Annotated in this window: 22 protein-coding genes; 16 read left to right on the top strand and 6 right to left on the bottom strand. The window is 67.0% G+C overall.

Annotated features, from left to right (window positions below; translation table 11 throughout):
* The 4 genes from ACIRA7_RS09515 to ACIRA7_RS09530 all read left to right on the top strand — a co-directional run.
* The coding region (locus ACIRA7_RS09515) for a hypothetical protein (protein WP_396220604.1) at window positions 1–274 on the top strand (274 nt) is incomplete at its 5' end.
* Between the two features lie 20 nt (window positions 275–294).
* Entirely contained in the window at window positions 295–561 is a 267-nt protein-coding gene (locus ACIRA7_RS09520; protein WP_396220605.1) for a hypothetical protein, read from the top strand.
* Window positions 562–709: 148 nt separating this feature from the next.
* Window positions 710–997, top strand: a complete 288-nt coding sequence (locus tag ACIRA7_RS09525) for a flagellar biosynthesis anti-sigma factor FlgM (protein WP_396220606.1) — start codon at window positions 710–712, stop codon at window positions 995–997.
* Between the two features lie 168 nt (window positions 998–1,165).
* Window positions 1,166–1,870 (top strand): hypothetical protein, encoded by a 705-nt coding sequence (locus ACIRA7_RS09530; protein WP_396220607.1) that lies wholly within the window; start codon window positions 1,166–1,168, stop codon window positions 1,868–1,870.
* Between the two features lie 77 nt (window positions 1,871–1,947).
* Here the strand turns inward: ACIRA7_RS09530 and ACIRA7_RS09535 are convergent, their stop codons facing one another.
* Window positions 1,948–2,646 carry a sensor histidine kinase gene (locus ACIRA7_RS09535; protein ID WP_396220608.1) on the bottom strand — a complete coding sequence of 233 codons (699 nt, stop codon included), beginning with the start codon at window positions 2,644–2,646 and terminating at the stop codon, window positions 1,948–1,950.
* Window positions 2,647–2,720: 74 nt separating this feature from the next.
* On the opposite strand from ACIRA7_RS09535, the gene ACIRA7_RS09540 reads away from it, so the two are divergent.
* The 6 genes from ACIRA7_RS09540 (at window position 2,721) to ACIRA7_RS09565 (ending at window position 7,473) form a co-directional block, all read left to right on the top strand.
* Entirely contained in the window at window positions 2,721–3,317 is a 597-nt protein-coding gene (locus tag ACIRA7_RS09540) for a hypothetical protein (RefSeq protein ID WP_396220609.1), read from the top strand.
* Between the two features lie 7 nt (window positions 3,318–3,324).
* Complete coding sequence (locus ACIRA7_RS09545) at window positions 3,325–3,978, top strand: DNA-3-methyladenine glycosylase family protein (RefSeq protein ID WP_396220610.1); 654 nt, start codon at window positions 3,325–3,327, stop codon at window positions 3,976–3,978.
* Between the two features lie 49 nt (window positions 3,979–4,027).
* Complete coding sequence (locus ACIRA7_RS09550; RefSeq protein WP_396220625.1) at window positions 4,028–5,401, top strand: TIGR01777 family oxidoreductase; 1,374 nt, start codon at window positions 4,028–4,030, stop codon at window positions 5,399–5,401.
* 356 nt (window positions 5,402–5,757) lie between these two features.
* Window positions 5,758–6,018, top strand: coding sequence for a hypothetical protein (locus ACIRA7_RS09555; protein WP_396220611.1), 261 nt, complete (start codon window positions 5,758–5,760; stop codon window positions 6,016–6,018).
* Window positions 6,002–6,967 carry a prohibitin family protein gene (locus tag ACIRA7_RS09560; protein ID WP_396220612.1) on the top strand — a complete coding sequence of 322 codons (966 nt, stop codon included), beginning with the start codon at window positions 6,002–6,004 and terminating at the stop codon, window positions 6,965–6,967. Before ACIRA7_RS09555 ends, ACIRA7_RS09560 begins: the two co-directional genes overlap by 17 nt.
* 5 nt (window positions 6,968–6,972) lie before the next feature.
* Entirely contained in the window at window positions 6,973–7,473 is a 501-nt protein-coding gene (locus ACIRA7_RS09565; RefSeq protein WP_396220613.1) for a hypothetical protein, read from the top strand.
* 128 nt (window positions 7,474–7,601) lie between these two features.
* Here ACIRA7_RS09565 and ACIRA7_RS09570 read toward each other — a convergent pair whose 3' ends face one another.
* From ACIRA7_RS09570 to ACIRA7_RS09590, 5 genes are read right to left on the bottom strand one after another with little or no spacing between them, the layout of a single operon-like run.
* Window positions 7,602–8,687 (bottom strand): dihydrodipicolinate synthase family protein, encoded by a 1,086-nt coding sequence (locus tag ACIRA7_RS09570; protein WP_396220614.1) that lies wholly within the window; start codon window positions 8,685–8,687, stop codon window positions 7,602–7,604.
* The gene (locus ACIRA7_RS09575; RefSeq protein ID WP_396220615.1) at window positions 8,674–9,708 is read right to left on the bottom strand and encodes an NAD-dependent epimerase/dehydratase family protein; all 1,035 of its coding nucleotides are present in this window, start codon (window positions 9,706–9,708) and stop codon (window positions 8,674–8,676) included. The genes ACIRA7_RS09570 and ACIRA7_RS09575 overlap by 14 nt, the downstream gene beginning before the upstream one ends.
* Before the next feature lie 7 nt (window positions 9,709–9,715).
* On the bottom strand, window positions 9,716–10,498 hold the full coding sequence (locus ACIRA7_RS09580; protein WP_396220616.1) for a lysophospholipid acyltransferase family protein: 783 nt from the start codon (window positions 10,496–10,498) through the stop codon (window positions 9,716–9,718).
* Between the two features lie 8 nt (window positions 10,499–10,506).
* On the bottom strand, window positions 10,507–10,743 hold the full coding sequence (locus ACIRA7_RS09585; RefSeq protein WP_396220617.1) for a CDGSH iron-sulfur domain-containing protein: 237 nt from the start codon (window positions 10,741–10,743) through the stop codon (window positions 10,507–10,509).
* A 49-nt stretch (window positions 10,744–10,792) separates the two neighbouring features.
* A complete protein-coding gene (locus ACIRA7_RS09590; RefSeq protein ID WP_396220618.1) occupies window positions 10,793–11,281 on the bottom strand; it encodes a SufE family protein in 489 nt (162 codons plus the stop codon).
* A 77-nt stretch (window positions 11,282–11,358) separates the two neighbouring features.
* On the opposite strand from ACIRA7_RS09590, the gene ACIRA7_RS09595 reads away from it, so the two are divergent.
* The 6 genes from ACIRA7_RS09595 (at window position 11,359) to ACIRA7_RS09620 (ending at window position 17,298) form a co-directional block, all read left to right on the top strand.
* Window positions 11,359–12,327 (top strand): HlyD family secretion protein, encoded by a 969-nt coding sequence (locus ACIRA7_RS09595; protein ID WP_396220619.1) that lies wholly within the window; start codon window positions 11,359–11,361, stop codon window positions 12,325–12,327.
* Entirely contained in the window at window positions 12,324–13,100 is a 777-nt protein-coding gene (locus ACIRA7_RS09600; protein WP_396220620.1) for an ABC transporter ATP-binding protein, read from the top strand. The genes ACIRA7_RS09595 and ACIRA7_RS09600 overlap by 4 nt, the downstream gene beginning before the upstream one ends.
* Complete coding sequence (locus ACIRA7_RS09605; RefSeq protein ID WP_396220621.1) at window positions 13,097–14,230, top strand: ABC transporter permease; 1,134 nt, start codon at window positions 13,097–13,099, stop codon at window positions 14,228–14,230. The genes ACIRA7_RS09600 and ACIRA7_RS09605 overlap by 4 nt, the downstream gene beginning before the upstream one ends.
* 157 nt (window positions 14,231–14,387) lie before the next feature.
* Window positions 14,388–15,428 carry an AI-2E family transporter gene (locus ACIRA7_RS09610; RefSeq protein WP_396220622.1) on the top strand — a complete coding sequence of 347 codons (1,041 nt, stop codon included), beginning with the start codon at window positions 14,388–14,390 and terminating at the stop codon, window positions 15,426–15,428.
* Window positions 15,425–16,234, top strand: a complete 810-nt coding sequence (locus tag ACIRA7_RS09615) for a hypothetical protein (protein ID WP_396220623.1) — start codon at window positions 15,425–15,427, stop codon at window positions 16,232–16,234. Before ACIRA7_RS09610 ends, ACIRA7_RS09615 begins: the two co-directional genes overlap by 4 nt.
* A complete protein-coding gene (locus tag ACIRA7_RS09620) occupies window positions 16,231–17,298 on the top strand; it encodes a hypothetical protein (protein WP_396220624.1) in 1,068 nt (355 codons plus the stop codon). Before ACIRA7_RS09615 ends, ACIRA7_RS09620 begins: the two co-directional genes overlap by 4 nt.
* Window positions 17,299–17,418: the final 120 nt, after the last annotated feature.

The raw sequence follows: 17,418 nt of genomic DNA on the forward strand, positions 1-17,418 counted from the left end.
CGAGCATCTCGTGCTGTTGCGGCTCGAGCGCCCTACCGCCGACAGCCCGCTGTACGCGGCGACCGAGCGGGCCGTGGACGACGCCGATGCCCTGCTCACGGAGGTCTCGGCGGCGCTCACCACATCGCATCGGGTCACGATGGAGTTGGCCGCCAAGGTGGCGCGCCGGACCGACGAGATCCGGCGCGAGCTCGACGCGGTCCAGCGTGCCGGCACCGCGGGCGTCGGGTACGGCGTCGCCGCCGGCGCCCCCCTGGTTGACCGGCGCCGATAGGCCCGCCGAGGACACGACCATTGGCTATCCCCGAGGCATTCAGCGCGCTGCTCCAGGAGAAACTGGACGAGCTCGATCAAGCCGCCGAGCACGAGGCGCTGATGGAGCACGATGAGGTCGAGCAGCTCCGCCTGCAGGCGGCCTATCTGATTGGCCGCACGGATGGCAAGCCGTGGCACACGGGCGCCGCCGTCCAGTTCCGGGGAGAGCTGTCCGACCTGGATGTGGCGGTACCTACACTCGATATCAGCTATCCCGCACCACCGCGCCCACGGAAGTTGGCGTGACCACCAGCACCATCGTTCGGCACCGAACGGGCCGTAGCCCCTACTTGGGCGACAGGGACGTCGCATCCCGGGGTCAGGAAATCCGCGCAACCTGCTCAAGTTGCGCGGCGCTCCTGCCGATAGTCTCATGTAAGGAGGAGGAACCCCTATGCGAATAAACGGAACCAGTCTCGATTCACTGCGCCCGACGCCGGCGAGCATCCCTGCCGTACAGCGTCCCGCGCAGGAAGTCGTGCAGTCACCCGCTACCAAACCGGTCAAGTCGGATTCGGTCCAGATCTCGGACGCGGGTCGTCGGATGAACACCGAACAGGCGAACGCGCTCGACCCGGAACGGGTGGCCGAGCTCCGGACGAAAGTGCTGACCGGCGCCTACAACACCCTCGATGTCGTGGACCAGGTCGCGCGCCGCATTCTGACGCGTGGCGATCTGTAAGTCTGTGGCCCACTCCGACCGGCGCGATCAGGAGACCGGCAGCATGCCGTTGTGTGTGAAGGACGAGTCCGTACCAAAGCGGCCTCGCGGGAGCGAGCAGCAGCCGCGGATCGTCGCCGGCGACCTCGTTGATCTTGTGCTGGCCGCCGCGACTGTGGCAGGGATCCCATGACCAGCACCCGCGCGCGGGAAGTCCTCTACGAGTCCGAGGCGGCCCTCCGTCTCGTGGATCATGAGCTGATCGGTCTGCACGACGTGCGCGACGCCGCCGAGCCGGAGGACCGGGCCACGCCGATGCTCGCGCTGTCGGACCTCCCGGACGTACTCGAACAGGCGAACGCGCAGATTCTGCACGTGCTGTCGCGCCTGCGCGAAAGTCGCGCCACGCTGCAAACCACTGCGCTGGAAAAGCTTGCCAGAGCGCAGGAGTACCCAGGACACCACACGACCGCGACGAACGACGCGGCCGCCGACGTCGAGGACGCCTGCGAGCGCGCCACCCGGCTGGTCGACGAACTCGATCTGATCGATGCCGACGAACGGCTCGACCGATCGGAGGCGGACGGCACCGAGGCGAACCTGCGCGACGGGTTGTTCCTCATGATGGGCGCTCTGCGGTTCCAGGACATCACCTGTCAGCAGCTGTCGCAGGCGTCGGCCGTGCTGGCGGACATGGAGAACCGGCTGCTCGAAGTGGCCAGGCTCTTCGATGACCACACCGATCAGGCCGCGGGTCCCTCGGAGGCGGCGGACGATGCCGCTCGCCGTGCGGCGCCTGCTACCGCGTCTCCGGAGGTCACGCCACGGCGCGCGGACTCGCGTCAGGCGCTGTCCGACGAAATCTTTACGGCCATGCGAGCTCCCGCGGCGTAGCGCCCCCCCCGCTGCGACGTGTGACGACGACGGTCCGCACCTTCAATGGTTCGGGCCGTTCGTCGTTGGCGCCGGTGCTAGTCGGTGGCCACGTCGGCTGGCAGCACGAGGCGCGCGCACGTGCGGAGGGTCGAACCGTCTCCACCGATCCGGTCGAACTGGAGCGACCCGCCAAGCGTGTGCACGAACGCGGCGACGATCGCCAGTCCGATCCCTGCCCCGCGCACCCCCTGTTTGGAGGTCACGAACGGCTCGGTGATCGTCGGCCGAAGCTCGGCGGGAATGCCGCCGCCCTCGTCCTCCACCTCCACGATCACGAGGGCCTCCTGCACGGCGCTGCGGATGACGATCGCGCTGCCCGCGGGGGCGGCGTCGTGCGCGTTGCGCAGCAGTTCGAGGACGACGTCCCGCCACCAGCCGGCATCGGCGTGAATCCGCCCACCACCGAGGGTCACGTGCACCGGCCGATCGCTGTGCTCGGTCGCCAGCGCGGTCAGCGCGTTGGAAATGCCGTCATCCACCGACGTGGGCATCCGTCGCATGCTGCCCGCCCGCGCAAAGTGCGTCACCCGCTGCAGGTAGCGCACGGTGGCGTCGGCCGCCTCGTGAATCTCGGCGACATCGCGACGCATCGGGTCGCTCTCGGACAGGTCGGCCAGCAGCAGCTCGCTGTACGCCCGGACAATCGTCGAGAAGTTGTTGAGGTCGTGCGAGACCCGCTTCGCAAAGCGCACCAGCGCCTCGCGCTCGGGCATGGCATTTGTGTCGGCGGGCATATACGTCTTACAATAGACATCACCGTGGCAATTACAACGGTCATTTCTCGTCGGTCCTTCCGGGAGCTTGCATCATGTCGTTCCGAACCAGCGCTGTCGTGACTTGTGTCGCTGTCCTGTCGCTCGCCGGTGCCACCCTCGGTGCGCAGACGCCACCCCCCGTGGCCGAGCAGATCACGGCGGCCGTGCAGGCGCTCCCGAAGGAGCTGCGCGATGGCGCCGGCGTGATGGGCTACAAGACGGCGGGCAAGCTCGAGTGGCTTCGCCCCACGAAGAACGGCATGATGTGTCTGGCCGACGATCCGGCCGAAGAGCAGTTCCACGTGTCCTGCTATCACGACTCGATGGACCCGTTCATGGCCCGCGGCCGCGCGTTGCGCGAATCGGGTGTGAAGGGAGCGCAGGTGGACACGGTACGCTTCGCCGAAGTGAAGGCGGGCAAGATCAAGATGCCGACGGCGCCCGCGTCGCTATATCAGATCTTCGGCAAGAAAGATGCGTTCGATGCCGCGTCGGGCACGGTGAAGCAGGGGAACCCGCTGTTCGTGGTGTACATCCCGTTCGCCACGACGGCCACCACCGGCATCTCGACCACGCCGTCGGACACCAAGCCGTGGCTGATGTTTCCCGGCACGCCGAAGGCACACGTCATGTTCTCGTTGACGATGTGATCCGGCGGTGACGATCGTCCAGCTGACGCCGCGTCGTCTGCAAACGGCGGTCGCGACGCTCAGGGCCAATGATCCGAAGATGGCCGTCGCCATCGAGCGGGTCGGTGCGTGTACCATGATCCCGCGCCGCGACGGGACGCACTTCGATCATCTGGCGCGGGCGATCGTCTATCAGCAGCTCTCCGGTGGGGCCGCGTCCACCATCTACGGGCGCTTCACGGACCGGATCGGCACGGGCGGCGCGGTGCCGACGCCGGCGCAGGTGCTCGCCTCGGACGAGGCCACGTTGCGCGCGTGCGGCCTCTCCACCGCGAAAACGCGCGCGATCGTCGACCTTGCGCGCCATGTCGAGGATGCGCGGCTGCCGCTCGATGTGATCGACACGATGGACGACGAGGCGGTGATCGACGCCCTGGTGGCGGTGCGCGGGGTGGGTCGGTGGACGGCCCAGATGTTCCTGATGTTCCGGCTGGGGCGCCCCGATGTGCTGCCAGTGCTCGACCTCGGCGTTCGCAAGGGCGCGCAGCGGATCTATCGCATGCGGGCGCTGCCGGACGCCGACCGGCTCGAGAAGGTGGCGCGGAACTGGCGCCCGTGGGCAAGCGTTGCCAGTTGGTACTGCTGGCGCGCGCTCGATCTCGAAGACGCCGGCGGCTGGTAGCGCAGAGGCTGGTCCATGCGGGTCGCCACAGCGGAGAGTGGTCGTGTCGATGCAGGAATTCCGGAAGCAGGTGCAGGCCCCCGTGTCCGTCGAGGCACTGTTCGCCTGGCATGAGCGGGCGGGCGCGTTCGAGCGTCTGTCGCCGCCGTGGGATCGCCCCAAGGTGCTCGAGCACACGGGCGGCATCCGCGATGGGGCCAAAGTGGTGCTGCAGGTGCACGCCGGCCCCGTTCCCACCACGTGGACGCTCGAACACCGCGATTACATCGCCAACCGGCAGTTCCGCGACGTGATGCGCCACGGACCGTTTGCGTCGTGGGAGCACACGCACGGCTTCGCGCCGATCGATGCCCACGCGAGCACGCTCGACGATCATATCCGCTATGCGCTCCCACTGGGCGATCTGGGCAGCGCGGTGGCGGGCGCCTACACGCAGCGCACGCTCGCGCGCGTGTTCGCGTATCGGCACGCCGTCATGCTTGGCGACCTGGCACGGCACGCGGAGTTCGCCGACCGGCCGCGGCTGCGCATCGCGATCACGGGGGCGAGTGGCTTCATCGGCACGCAGCTTGTGGCGTTCCTGTCCACCGGCGGCCACGAGGTGATCCGCATCGGTCGCGGCGCGCCCGAGCCGGGCAGCCGCGATGTGCAGTGGAATCCCGAGCGCGGCCAGCTCGATCCACGCGCTCTCGAAGGCGTAGATGCGGTGATTCATCTGGCCGGCGCCTCGATCGCGTCGCGGTGGACCCGTGCGCATCGCGCCGCCCTCAAGAGCAGCCGCGTAGAAGGCACGTCGCTGCTGGCCCACACGCTGGCGCAGCTGTCGCGCAAGCCGCGCGTGCTGCTCAGCGGTTCCGCCATCGGCATTTACGGCAGCCGGGGCGACGAAGTCCTCGACGAGCGCAGCACCCCGGGGGGCGACTATCTCGCCGACATCGGGCGGGCGTGGGAAGCGAGTACCGCGCCCGCGGAGCAGGCGGGGATCCGGGTCGTGCACCTGCGCACCGGCATCGTGCAAGGCGCCGCCGGCGGCGCGCTGGGCACGCAGGCGCCGTTGTTCCGCTACGGCGCCGGCGGGATGCTCGGCCCGGGCACTCAATGGATCAGCCCGATCGCCCTCGACGACGAGATCGGCGCGATCCACTTCTGCCTCATGCGCGACGACATCCGGGGCCCGGTGAACCTGGTGGCGCCGACGGCCGTCACGAACGCCGAATACACGAAGGTACTCGGCGCCGTGCTGGGTCGCCCCACGATCGCGCACGCGCCGGCGTTCGCGCTGCGGCTGGCGCTTGGTGACGAGATGGCCAATCTCACCGTCTTAGCGAGTCAGCGCGTGGAGCCGCGCGTGTTGCGCGAGGCCGGCTTCGCGTGGCGGTTACCCGGTCTGGAGTCGATGCTGCGGTTCGAGCTGGGCGAGTAGGCGATAGCGGCAACGGCCACAGCCACAGCAAAAGCAAAAGCAAAAGCAAAAGCAAAAGCAAAAGCAAAAGCAAAAGCAAAAGCAAAAGCAAAAGCCAGAACACGGATGACACGGATTTCACCGAACCAACACGGATAAGCCGAACAGCGCTTTTTGCTTATCCGTGATTTTTCCGTCCGATCCGTGTCATCCGTGTTCTGGCTTTTGCTGTGGCTGTTGCCGTTGCAAAGGCCGCCGTGCGGGGGGGCGTATTGGACGGACTGCCGCCGGCGCCGGGCGTTCCGACGGCCCGCGATGGCCTGTCTCGCCGAGTTTTGACACTTTCCGGTTCGGGCCCCGTACTATTCTTCAACTATATGAACGTCATCCTACTCGAGAGCGCCCTCTTCATCGCCTTACTGGCGGTGGTTGGCGCTCTTTTTGCTACGGCGCTGGGCTTTACCCCATTTGGTCGCCGGATTCGGCAGACGGCCAATCGCAAGCGTATCGATCGCCAAGCCGATCTCACATGCCCGATTCACGGGTTGCAGCGCGAAGAGGATCTCGTGCGACTCCCCACGGGTGAACCGTTGTGTTCTCATTGCTACAAGGAGGCCGTCCATGGCCACATCGATTGATTCGACGCTCGAAGGACTGCGCAGCTCGATGCGCAACCCGCTCAACAGTATCCCCGGTGGCGGTGGAGACGGGTCGGACAAGATCAAGAAGCTCGCCGGCGCGTTCGTCGTGCTGCTCGTGCTGCTCTTCCTGGTGCGCCCGTCGGTCACCTACGTCGAGCCGGGCCACGTCGGCATCGTGATCCATCGCGGCGGCGGTGGCGTGGATCCCACGCCGTTGGGCCCCGGCATCCACCTGCGGAACCCGCTCATGACGCAGATTCAGGAGTATCCCACGTTCATGCAGACGCTGGTGCTCACGCGGGAGAATACCGAGGGCTCTCCGAACAACGACGAAATCAACGTGAACTCGGTGGAGGGGCAGCCGTTGTCACTCGACGTCTCGATGAGCTTCGAATTGCGTGGGGACAAGGTGCCGGCGCTGTACCAAACCTTCCGCACCGATGTGGAGACCATCGCGCACGGCTACATCCGTCAGGCGATTCGTCAGTCGCTGCAGGAAGTGGTGGGCAACGAGGAGATCGCGGCCATTCTCGGCCCGAAGAAAGCGGAAGTGGTGACGCGGACGCAGGCGAATCTGCAGAAGCGGCTCGACCCGTACGGTATCGACGTGCGTCAGTTCACGCTGAACGAGTTCCGCGCGCCGAAAGCGGTCATGGACGCGATCTCGCTCAAGAACGTGATGCAGCAGCAGGCACTCACGGCGCAGAACGAACTGCAGAAGAACACGTTCCAGGCGCAGGGTGACAGCATCAAGGCGGCCGGCCGCGCCAAGGCGATCACCGCCGAAGCGGAAGCGCAGGCGCGCGCCAACGAGCTGCTGTCGAAGAGCATCACGAATACGTTGGTGCAGTACGAGATGGCGAAGCGTTGGAACGGTCAGATGCCGCAGGTGACCGGCGGCGCGATGCCGATGCTGCAGCTCCCCGGCGCCAAGAACCCGGAGTAATCGCGATGCCGGTGGTGAGTTTCGACACGCTGCCAGACAGCGCGCGGGCGTGGGTGTTTGGCGCGGCGGCGCCGGTGACAGGCGCCGCCGCGCAGTCGCTGCTTGCCACTGTCGATGCGCATCTCGCCAACTGGCGGGCGCACGGGGCGCCGCTGGTGTGCGCGCGCACCTGGCGCGACGATCGGTTCCTCGTGATCGGCGTCGACGAAGCCGCCACCGGTGCAACGGGCTGTTCGATCGACGGACTCTTTCACGTGCTCCGCGACATCGAATCGCTCGTCGGCACGACGCTGGTGGGTGGCGGCACGGTGTATTGGCGCGATGCGGCGGGCGCGGTGGTGTCCGGGGCGCGGCCGGTGTTCCGCGAGACGGCGGCGGGTGGTGCGGTCTCGCCCGAGACGCATGTGTTCGACACCACGGTCACCACCGTTGGCGCGTATCGCGCGGGCTTCGAAAAGGCGGCGGCTGAGAGCTGGCATGGCAAGCTGCTGCCGGTGGCGCGGTGATGCAGAGATCGCTGAACTGATCACGCAGAGAACAACCGGAGAGCGCAGAGGCCGCAGAGAACAACGTCTTTCTCTGCGGTCTCTGCGCTCTCTTCTTTCTCTGCGTGATCAGTTCAACGATCTCGCCATCACGCCAGAAACTCGTCCAGCCGTTCCGCTACGAAGTCGTCGTCGGCCAAGTCCGGATACTGCGCCGACAGCCGCGCCAAGGCCTCGCCCTGTCCGGGCGACAGCTGTTCGTGCGTATCGAACGTCCACGTGCCGCGCACCAAGCCCTGTCGGCGCAGAATCTCCAGAATGCCCGGCAGGCAGCCGCGGTAGCTGTGGGCGGCGTCGAAGATCACGGCGTTGGCCATCGTGAGCGCCGCGCCGCGGGTGAGCCACTCGCGCGGTATCGTGTCCGCTCCCGATGCGCGCCATGCCTGGATCTCGCGCAGCATCGCCACCGCGCGTGACGTCCACACGGCCCATTGTCCGAGCAGGCCACCCACGAAATGCCGCGTATACGCACGGCCGCCACTCGTCACCGGCACGTCGGTCAGCAGGTCCGGCACGATGGCGTCGTCGTTGCCCGTGTACAGCGCGATGTCATCGCGTCCCGCGTCGGCCAGCGCGCGCACGACATCGAGCGTGGCATAGCGATCGAACGGCGCGACCTTGATCGCCACCACGTTCTGGATCTCCGCGAACTCGCGCCAGAATGCGTACGACAGCCGTCGTCCACCGACGGCCGGCTGCAGGTAGAAGCCGAACAGCGGCAGCACCTCGGCCACCCGCGCGCAGTGCGCCAGAATGGCCGCATCGTCGGCATCGCGCCACGCTCCGAGCGACAACAGACCGCAGTGGTACCCGAGTGCCTCCGCGATCTGTGCTTCGCGCACTGCCTGCGCCGTGTCGCCGATCAGTCCGGCCACGCGTACGAACGCGCGTGGATCGTGCGCGAGCGACGCGTCGGCGGTTTCGGCGGCGAGCTCCAGCACCGGCCGATACAAGCCGATCGTGGCGTCGTGAATCGGAAAGCCGGTGGTATGCACACCGACCGCCATGCCACCGGCCCCCGCCGCCACGTAGTAGCGCGTGAGGGCGCGCTGGTGCTGCTCGTCGATGGTGCGGGTAGGTCGCAACGCCAACGGATGCGCCGGAATCACCTGACCGAGGTTGAGGTGACGGCGGATGTCGAAGGCGTTGGGTATGCCGTGTTCAGTAGCGGCCATCGCGCACCTCGAACTTCGTGGGCTTGTTCAGCAGGCGGCCACCGCCACGAATCCAGCGCACGGCCCAGTCACACAACGTGTCGAGCGGCAACGCGTGGTACGGCAGCTGATCGGCGAGACGCCCGGTGTTGGCAATCAGCGCATCGTCGCCCGGCGTGCCCGTGAACACCGGTGACACGCCAGCGATAGCGCCGATCCGTTCGGCGATCTCGCGAACCGCCACGATGGGGCCGGTGACATTGAGCGCCACGGGCGCGTTGGTGGCCGGCACCACGGCCTGCGTGAGAGCGCGCAGAGCGAGGCGGTTGGCATCGCCCTGCCAGATCACGTTCACGAATGCCGTGTCGAGCGCCACCGGCACGCCGTGCAGCACCTTGTGCGCGATGTCGGTGATCACGCCGTAGCGCAAGTCGCAGGCGTAGAACAGCCGGTACAACAGCAGCGGCGTGTGTGTGCGCCGCGCGATGGACTCGAACACGCGCTCGCGGCCGATGCACGACGCGGCGTATTCACCATCGGGCACGAGGGCGTCTTGCTCGCGCGCGCCTCCCAGGGCGACGGGCTGACGTCCGTACACATTGCCGGTGGAGAAGCACACGAGGCGCGAGCCGGCGTAGCGCTGCGCGGCGAGGGCGGAGGCCACGACGTTCTGCGTCCAGGTGCCCACCGGGTCGCCGGTCGAGCCGAATTTCTGCCCGGCCATCCAGAGCACGTTCGGCGCGTCGGGGAGCGCGGCCACGGCGGCCGGGTCGGCCAGGTCGGCGCGGATCGTTTCCACGCCGTGAGCCTGCAGTGCGGCGGCGGCCGCCGCATCGGTGAAGCGCGACACGGCGATCACGCGGCGTGATGGATCGGCGATGGCGCGGCGCGCCATGCGGGCCACCGTGGGGCCCATTTTTCCACCGGCACCCAGGATGATCACATCGCCCGGCAACGAGGCCAGCGCGTGGGTGGCGTGTTCGTCGGGCGCCGACAGCAGCGCGTCGAGCGCGAGCTCGCTGGTGGGCGCTGCGGTGGTCATCGCGGGATCAGGCCGATGCCGCCGCAGTCGTGGCGTCACCCACGCGCAGTCCCAACTCGGCGGCGAGGGCGCGGCGCCCGGCTTCGATGCGCTCGCGCGTTTGCTGCCGCAGCGTGCCGACGTCGGCCAGCGTCAGGCCGGTGGTCGGGATCGGCTCGAGCAGCTGCGCGATCGCGCGGGCCGGCAGGAAGCGGAAGGTCCCCTTCGCCATGGCGTTCCGTGTCCCCGCCACGGCAATCGGGAGAATCGGGGCACCCGATTCGATCGCCAGACGGAAGGCGCCGTCCTTGAACGGCAGCATCTCCCACGACCGCGAGCGGGTGCCTTCGGGAAAGATCATGACCGAGACCTTCTTCGCGAGGCGATCGCGACACTGCACAATCGCGTCGGCAGCGGAGTCGCGGTTGCCGCGCACGAGCTTGATGTCGCCGGCCATCTGCATCATCCAGCCCATGCACGGAATCTTGAACATGGTGTCCTTGCTCAGCCACTTCATTTCCCACGGGAAGCAGCTGATCAGGAACACGTCGGCATACGACTCGTGATTGGCCACGACCACGTAGGGGCGTCGGGCGTCAGTGAGCGAGCCTCTGGTGCGGAAGCGCCAGAGGCTGTTGAGTCGTAGCGCCGTGACACCGACCAGACGGAAGGCGCGCCCCGCGGCATAGCGACCCGGATCGAAGGGGGCCGTGATCGCATACGTGAGCGCGACGACAGGCGTCCCGAGGAGTACGACGAGTACGGTTTCCGTCCAGGCCCACCAGTTCTGCAGCGTGCGCACCAGCCGCATGGCGGCGTTCAGCTGGCGGGAGTGTCTTCCGGTGCATCCACCGGATCGCAGAATCCGCTCTCCTTGTGTGAGCCGTCGCAAAACGGCTTCACCTTGGACGCGCCACAACGGCACAGCGACATGGGGCGCCCTTCGGCGCGGGGCGGGATGACCGCACCGGTGTGATCGAGCAACACGATCTGCGCGGCATCTTCGGCGGAAATTCCAAACGAGCCGTTCTTACGGACGGTGATGGTAATGGGCATGGAACAGTATGGAGTAGGGAGTGTGGGGTACGGAGCAGAAAAGAGATTTCTATTCCGAAACCGTCGCAGCGCTCTGCGTGGCGAAGCGCTTGAGACGGGCGATCATGGCGGCCAAGCCGGATTCGCGGGCGCCGAGTCCGATGTCTTGCATCAGTAATCGCACGAAATCCGTGGGCAGTGCCAGGGTGACGGTAGGAGACTGATCGTTGACTGCCGCGAAGGTAATCGCCAGCACCGCGGCCACTGTGGGAGACTGCCGGGCGTTGACGTCGGCGTAGAAGTGAATCGTGCCGTCGTCCTGACGTTCCGGAAAGATATCCACCCGGGTCTGGCATTCGGGCACGGTAAACGCGGCTCGATCGAGATTCGCGAACCGTTCGGGGAGCGGTTCGAGCTTTTTGGACCACCCCAGCAACGCCTGCATCTTGTCTTCCCGCTCCAGCAACCGGAACTGCCGGAGCGTCCGGGCCAGCGTGTCGGGCAACACGCCCTCTGAGGGCGCGGTGTCGGTCGCGGTTGGTGGGGTGGCGTGAGACATGGTGGAATGCAATGTTGCGGAGATCGGCCGGTCAAGCGTGTCTGGTTCGGTGGGTGACCCTTTTCGCGAGTGATTTCGTGACAGTGCGTACGTTCCCGCTCGTGGCGCTCGGGCCATTGCTGCTCCTTGGCGGCTGCTCGCGGTCGTCGGCACCCGATACGGCGGTCGGGACCCTCGAAATGGTCGAAGTGGACGTCGGGCCGCTGCAGCCGGCCCGGGCGTTGCGCGTGCTGGTCCGTGAAGGGGACGAGGTTGAGGCGGGCGACACGCTGGTGCTGTTCACGACGCCGACGCTGGCCAGCGCTACGGTGCAGGCTGAGGCGCGTGCCGCGGCGGCGCAGGAGACCTCGCGCGAGCTGGCCCGCGGAGCTCGGCCGGCTGAGATCAGCCGGGCACAGGCTGAACTCGGGGTCGCCGAAGCGGACGCTGATCGGTCGGCGGCCGATCTCGCGCGACTCGAGCCACTGGCGGCCAAAGGCGACGTGAGTCGTGCCGCGCTCGATGCGGCCCGTGCCGCGGCCCGTATGACGGCGGGTCGACGGGAGGCTGCCCGGGAGGCGCTGCGACTGCTTCAGGCGGGGGCGCGTACGGAGCGGCGTGTGGCTGCTGCCGCCGAGGCGCGTGGGGCGCAGGCGGCAGTCGAGGGATGGCGGGCGACGGCCAATGACATGGTGCTGCTCGCGCCGGTGCACGGCGTGGTTTCGAGTCGCAACGTGGAGCCGGGCGAAGTGTTGGCGGCGGGGCAGAGCGCCATCACGGTGGCGCAGCCGTCGCGTCCGTGGGCGCGCATCTACGTGTCGCAGTTCGTGCTGCCCACGCTGCGTCCGGGCGATTCCGTGTCGGCGCGCCTCGACGGCGACTCCACCGTGTTTCGCGGACGGATTTCGGCGATCGCCACGCGGGCCGAATTCACGCCGCGGGTGGCGCTCACCGACAAGGAGCGTGCCGATCTGCTGTTCGGCGTGAAGGTGGAGTTCGCCGACACCACGCAGCGACTGCGCGCCGGCATGCCGATTTCGGTGTTGTTGCCGCGCCCCACCAAGTGACCGAGCCGGTGAACGCCGTCGTCCGTACGCGCGCGTTGCGCAAAGTGTACGGCGAGCTGGTGGCGGTGGCCGGACTCGATCTCGAGATCGCGCGCGGCGAGGTGTTCGGGCTGCTTGGTCCGAACGGGTCGGGGAAAACCACGACCATTCGCATGCTCTGTGGACTGGTGGTGCCCACGAGCGGCACGGCGGAGGTGGCGGGGCTCGACGTGACGACGAATACGGAGGGTGTGCGCCGGCGCATCGGGTACATGTCGCAGCGGTACGGGTTGTACGACGAGCTCACGGTGGCGGAGAATCTCCACTTCTATTCGTCGGTGTACGGGCTGGTCGGGCGCGATCGCGACCGGCGCTTGGCCGATCATGTGGAATCACTGGGGCTTGGGTCGCGCCTGCACCAGCGCGCGGGGACGCTCAGCGGTGGGTGGAAGCAGCGGCTCGCGCTGGCGTGTGCCACGGCCCATCACCCGGATCTGGTGTTTCTCGACGAGCCGACGGCCGGTGTCGATCCGGCGGCCCGTCGCACGTTCTGGGAAACGATCTACCAGCTGGCGCGCGACGGCACGACGATTCTCGTGACGACGCACTACATGGACGAGGCCGAGCGCTGCCAACGGCTCGCGTTCCTCTCGCGCGGGCAGCTGATCGGCCTGGGTACACCGGCGGAAGTGGTTACCCAGTTTCATGCCGAGACGATCGAAGATGTCTTCGTCATGTTACAGAAGCGCGACGAAGCAGATGACGCCATGTCCGCGACCACGAGGCGGTCATGAGCACGCGGTACGAGCGGGTGCAACGGTGGACGGTGTGGCCGATGCTGTGGAAGGAGTTCCTGCAGCTGCGTCGCGATCGACTCACCTTTGCGATGATGACGGCGCTGCCGGCCATTCAGTTGCTGCTGTTCGGCTACGCGATTCAAACCGACGTGCGACGGTTGCCGACGGTGGTGGTGGATGAGTCGCGCACCAGCGAGAGTCGCGCCCTCATTCAAGTGCTGGCCAACACCGACAACTTCACGTTCGTGGCCGCGGTGCCCGACCGCGCGGCGGCGAAACGCTGGATCGAACGCGGCGCGGCGCGCGTGGCGCTGGTGATTCCACCGGAGTATCAGCGCAACATCCGGAGCGGTCACACCGGTGTGGCGCAGATGCTGATCGATGCCGCCGACCCACAGAGCTCGGGCGCGGCGATCGCGGGCGCGCAGCTGGCCGCGCAGGCGCGCGGTGCGCAGCTGCTGGCCTCACAGTACAAGCTCCGGCCGCCGGTCGAGATCCGCGTGCGTCCGTGGTACAACCCGGCACAGAAGAGCGCGACGTTCATCGTGCCGGGCATCGTGGGCATTCTGCTCACGATCACGATGACGCTGATCACCAGCACGGCCATCGTGAAGGAACGGGAGCGCGGCACTCTCGAGCAACTCATCGTCACGCCGATCAGTCGGACGAGTCTGATGCTCGGGAAACTCGTGCCGTTCGTGTTGGTGGGCTACGTGCAGATGTCGGTGATTCTCACACTGGGCGTGACGTTCTTCGACATTCCCATCATGGGCAGCCTCGGACTGCTCTACGCGCTGGCCCTGGTGTTCATCGTGGCCAGTCTCGGCGTGGGGCTGCTCATCTCCACCGTGGCGCGCAGTCAGCTGCAGGCGATGCAGCTGAGTTTCTTTTTTATGCTGCCCAACATCCTGCTGTCGGGCTACATCTTTCCGCGCGCCGCCATGCCGGAGCCGGCGCAGTGGGTGGGCGCGATACTGCCGCTCACGTGGTTCCTCGATATTCTGCGCGGCGTGCTGCTGAAAGGTGTGGGGATGCGCGATCTGTGGACGCAACTGGGGGTGCTGACCGTGTCGGCATTCGTGCTGCTGATCGTATCGGTGCGGCGCTTCTCGAAAACGCTGGACTAGGGGGCCGAGTGGAGCGTCTCTCGGGGCGCGTCCGGTCCAAGGCCTGCGTGACCGTCGTTGCATCACCGCCCACTCACACGTTATCGTTGCGCGACCGGTCACGGTTGGGGTGCGCGTCGTCCGCCCCCGGCACGTCTATCCCCCGACACCAACCTCCATGTCTCACTCCGTAGCGTCTGACTCTCGGTTGCGTCTGCTGATCGGTGCCGCGGCCATCGTCGTGATTGCCGGCGGCCTGCGTTCTGCGGCGGGCGTGATCGATCCGTTGTTGATGGCGGGCGTGGTGGTGTCCTGCGTGGCACCGCTGCAGGAGCAGCTCCGTCGACGTGGCTTGACCAAGGGCTGGGCCATGGCCGTGGCGTCCATCAGCGTGGTGATCACGCTTCTCGCCTTTGTCGGGCTGGTCGGGTATGCCGCCAAGGCCCTCGTGGACACGGTCCCTCGCTACCAGGAGCGACTCACCGCGCTGATCGCCTCGGGGACGACCTACCTCGATGGATACGGCATTGAAATGTCGAAGTCGAGGGTGATGGCCATGATCAACCCGTCCAAGTTGATCGCGTTGGCCAGCGAACTGGCGCAAGGGCTTGGCGGCGCGTTGAGCGAGGCGCTCCTCATCGTCATGCTCTCCATCTTTCTCCTGATCGAGTCCAACACCTTCTGGCGCCGGCGCAGCGCCCGTCAGCAGAGCGACGAGATCCCGTCGGTATGGCACCACCGCTTCGATGCCATCGCCAACGATGTGCAGCAATACGTCAACATCACGTTGTTCACCGGTGTGATCTTCGCGGTCGGCGTCTGGCTCGTCATGATCGCGCTCGGCACCGATCTGCCGGTACTCTGGTCGGTGGTGGCGCTGGTGTTGAGCTTTGTGCCAGGTGTCGGCTTCGTGCTGTCCATGATTCCACCGGTGGCCCTGACGCTGCTGGAGTTCGGCATTCCGCGTTCCTTGGTGCTGATTGCGGTGTTCGTGGTGTGGAACAACGTCGTGGATAACGTGATCAAGCCGCGATACATGAAGGACGGCTTCGACATGGGGCCCTTCGTCATGTTCGCGTCCCTGTTGGTGTGGGCATTCCTCCTGGGTCCGACCGGCGCCTTGCTGGCCGTGCCCCTCACCGCGGCCGCACGCCGACTGGTCTTCCCCACCGACGTGGCGTCGTCGGTCCCGTCGTCCAGCGCGAGTGACGCAGCGTGAGGGCACGCGCGGGTGTGGCCCTGCTGTCCATGATCCTCCTGCCCGCCATCGGGTGCAGCAGCGCCGACCCGGCGGCACGCGAACGCATCGTGGAACGCGATCAGCTGCGCCGCGAAGTGGCCGGGTTTCAGTCGCTGGCCGCGCTCGAAGCGAACATGCTCCGTGATCAACAGCACCAACTGTTGGTCACGGTCACCGATACGCTGCTCCGTTCGCTCATCGATGTGGCCTTTCCCGTGTCGGTTAACATTCGCGAGGGGTTGACCGTCACGCTCACCAACGCCAAGGTCATTTTTCGCGGGAACGTGGCGCGGGTCGACATCAGTGGGGAAGTGCGTCGGTCCACCTTTCCGCGCGTCGCGGCCGCCGTGACCTTGCGAGGGGCCCTCGACAGCTTTGCCGTCGATAGCATGTCCACGCTGCGTGCGCACATCAGCGTGGACGATATCAAGCTGGATACGCCATCAGGTACGCCGGCGGCGCTCGATCCCATTGTCATCACCGTGTTGCAGCGCGTCGTCGAGGGCAGCCTCCCTGAGCTCACCGCGAGCCTGCCGGCCGTCGCCGTCCCGATCAAGCTGGACAAGGCGATGCAGCTTCCGGGCTTTGGCCCCGACGGTGTACTGGCGGTCGCGCCCAGTCGCGCCGCGATGAAAGTCGAGGTGTCGCGCGTCATCGCCTTCCAGGACCGACTGTGGATCGCGCTGTCGGTCCAGTTGGGTGCGTTCTCGGCCACCGGCAAAGCGCCGATCGCCTCGGCTGCGACCACGGCGGCGGCTTCCGCGGCCTTGGAGCGCCAGCCATGAAGCGCTGGGTGCTGGGTATCGGTATCACGCTGCTGGTCATGGCGCTCTCGGCGGTCGGTGTCCTGAGTTATCGCTATCGCCCCAAAGCGCAGCGTGAGGATCCGGCGGCGGTCCTTCGTGAAATCCAGACGCTCACCATCACGCGCGACTCGTTACGCGCGCAGGTGTACGCGTCATTTGCCGGCAGTGAACGCATGCGGGGCCGACCGGCAGGCGACATCGTGATTGGCGTGCCGGCCCCGTTCGTCGAGGCCGTGGTGCGCGAGGTCATCGTCGGATGGTTCCACGACGTCGACCTGCGCCTGCCGCCCATTCGCGTGCGCAAGGCCGGCGAACTCAAGGCACGCGTGAGCGTGTTGGGGCGGCGTACGCTCGGCGCCTACGCGCTCGAGGTGAACTTGCGAGACGTCCGCGCGCGTCTGCAGCCGGGGGCGCCCGTCATGCGCTTCAGTGGCGATGGTCTGGGGCTCGAACTGCCCGTTCGCCTCGCCGGCGGATCCGGCATCGCGCGCGTCAAGATCGACTGGGCGTCCAAAGGCATCGCCGGTCCCGTGTGCGGTGACCTCTCCGCTGATCGCGAGGTCACCGGCCAAGTGCGGCCAATGCTGTACAACACGCGCGGACGGATCCGACTGGCGGCGAAAGACGGACGCATACTGGCAGACCCCGCTTTCCCCGGATTGGCCCTGAGGATTTTCGTGGATCCGGCGCCACGTTCCATTGCGATCTTGGATTCGCTGCTTGCCAGCAAAGGGGGGCTTTGCGGCGTTGCGATCGGGAAGGCCCGCGCCAGCGAACGCATTCAGGAGCTCGTCGGCCGTGGATTCAACGTGAAGATACCGCAACGGTTCTTCCGCCCCGTACAGCTGCCCATCGCGTTCGAGACCGCCCTACCCATTCAGGATCGGTCGTTGGGGTTGCAGGTGAAGGCCAGCGCGCTGGTGACCACGCCATCGTTCGTGTGGATGGCCGCCAACGTCACGCTGGCGCCGCGCGCCGCCGCGGCACCCGCACCCGCACCCGCACCCGCACCCGCACCCGCGAAAACACAGGCGAAGCCGTAACCACGCCCGAACGATCACCTCAGCGTGCAGGCTCGCTCGCTCGGATTGCCGCTTCCACGGCCAACGCCAAATCACTGCGCACCTGAGACCAGGCTGGTTCATCGGTCCACGCGCGCACGA

The sequence above is a fragment of the Gemmatimonas sp. genome (assembly GCF_044376735.1).
Lineage (GTDB): Bacteria > Gemmatimonadota > Gemmatimonadetes > Gemmatimonadales > Gemmatimonadaceae > Gemmatimonas.

Bases quoted from the DNA above. Each gene is read 5' to 3' on its own strand.
- ACIRA7_RS09550 (WP_396220625.1), top strand. From the start codon at position 4,028: ATGCAGGAATTCCGGAAGCAGGTGCAGGCCCCCGTGTCCGTCGAGGCA.
- ACIRA7_RS09540 (WP_396220609.1), top strand. From the start codon at position 2,721: ATGTCGTTCCGAACCAGCGCTGTCGTGACTTGTGTCGCTGTCCTGTCG.
- ACIRA7_RS09585 (WP_396220617.1), bottom strand. From the start codon at position 10,743: ATGCCCATTACCATCACCGTCCGTAAGAACGGCTCGTTTGGAATTTCC.
- ACIRA7_RS09560 (WP_396220612.1), top strand. From the start codon at position 6,002: ATGGCCACATCGATTGATTCGACGCTCGAAGGACTGCGCAGCTCGATG.
- ACIRA7_RS09590 (WP_396220618.1), bottom strand. From the start codon at position 11,281: ATGTCTCACGCCACCCCACCAACCGCGACCGACACCGCGCCCTCAGAG.
- ACIRA7_RS09620 (WP_396220624.1), top strand. From the start codon at position 16,231: ATGAAGCGCTGGGTGCTGGGTATCGGTATCACGCTGCTGGTCATGGCG.
- ACIRA7_RS09570 (WP_396220614.1), bottom strand. From the start codon at position 8,687: ATGGCCGCTACTGAACACGGCATACCCAACGCCTTCGACATCCGCCGT.
- ACIRA7_RS09605 (WP_396220621.1), top strand. From the start codon at position 13,097: ATGAGCACGCGGTACGAGCGGGTGCAACGGTGGACGGTGTGGCCGATG.
- ACIRA7_RS09575 (WP_396220615.1), bottom strand. From the start codon at position 9,708: ATGACCACCGCAGCGCCCACCAGCGAGCTCGCGCTCGACGCGCTGCTG.
- ACIRA7_RS09610 (WP_396220622.1), top strand. From the start codon at position 14,388: ATGTCTCACTCCGTAGCGTCTGACTCTCGGTTGCGTCTGCTGATCGGT.
- ACIRA7_RS09535 (WP_396220608.1), bottom strand. From the start codon at position 2,646: ATGCCCGCCGACACAAATGCCATGCCCGAGCGCGAGGCGCTGGTGCGC.
- ACIRA7_RS09525 (WP_396220606.1), top strand. From the start codon at position 710: ATGCGAATAAACGGAACCAGTCTCGATTCACTGCGCCCGACGCCGGCG.
- ACIRA7_RS09530 (WP_396220607.1), top strand. From the start codon at position 1,166: ATGACCAGCACCCGCGCGCGGGAAGTCCTCTACGAGTCCGAGGCGGCC.
- ACIRA7_RS09565 (WP_396220613.1), top strand. From the start codon at position 6,973: ATGCCGGTGGTGAGTTTCGACACGCTGCCAGACAGCGCGCGGGCGTGG.
- ACIRA7_RS09555 (WP_396220611.1), top strand. From the start codon at position 5,758: ATGAACGTCATCCTACTCGAGAGCGCCCTCTTCATCGCCTTACTGGCG.
- ACIRA7_RS09580 (WP_396220616.1), bottom strand. From the start codon at position 10,498: ATGCGGCTGGTGCGCACGCTGCAGAACTGGTGGGCCTGGACGGAAACC.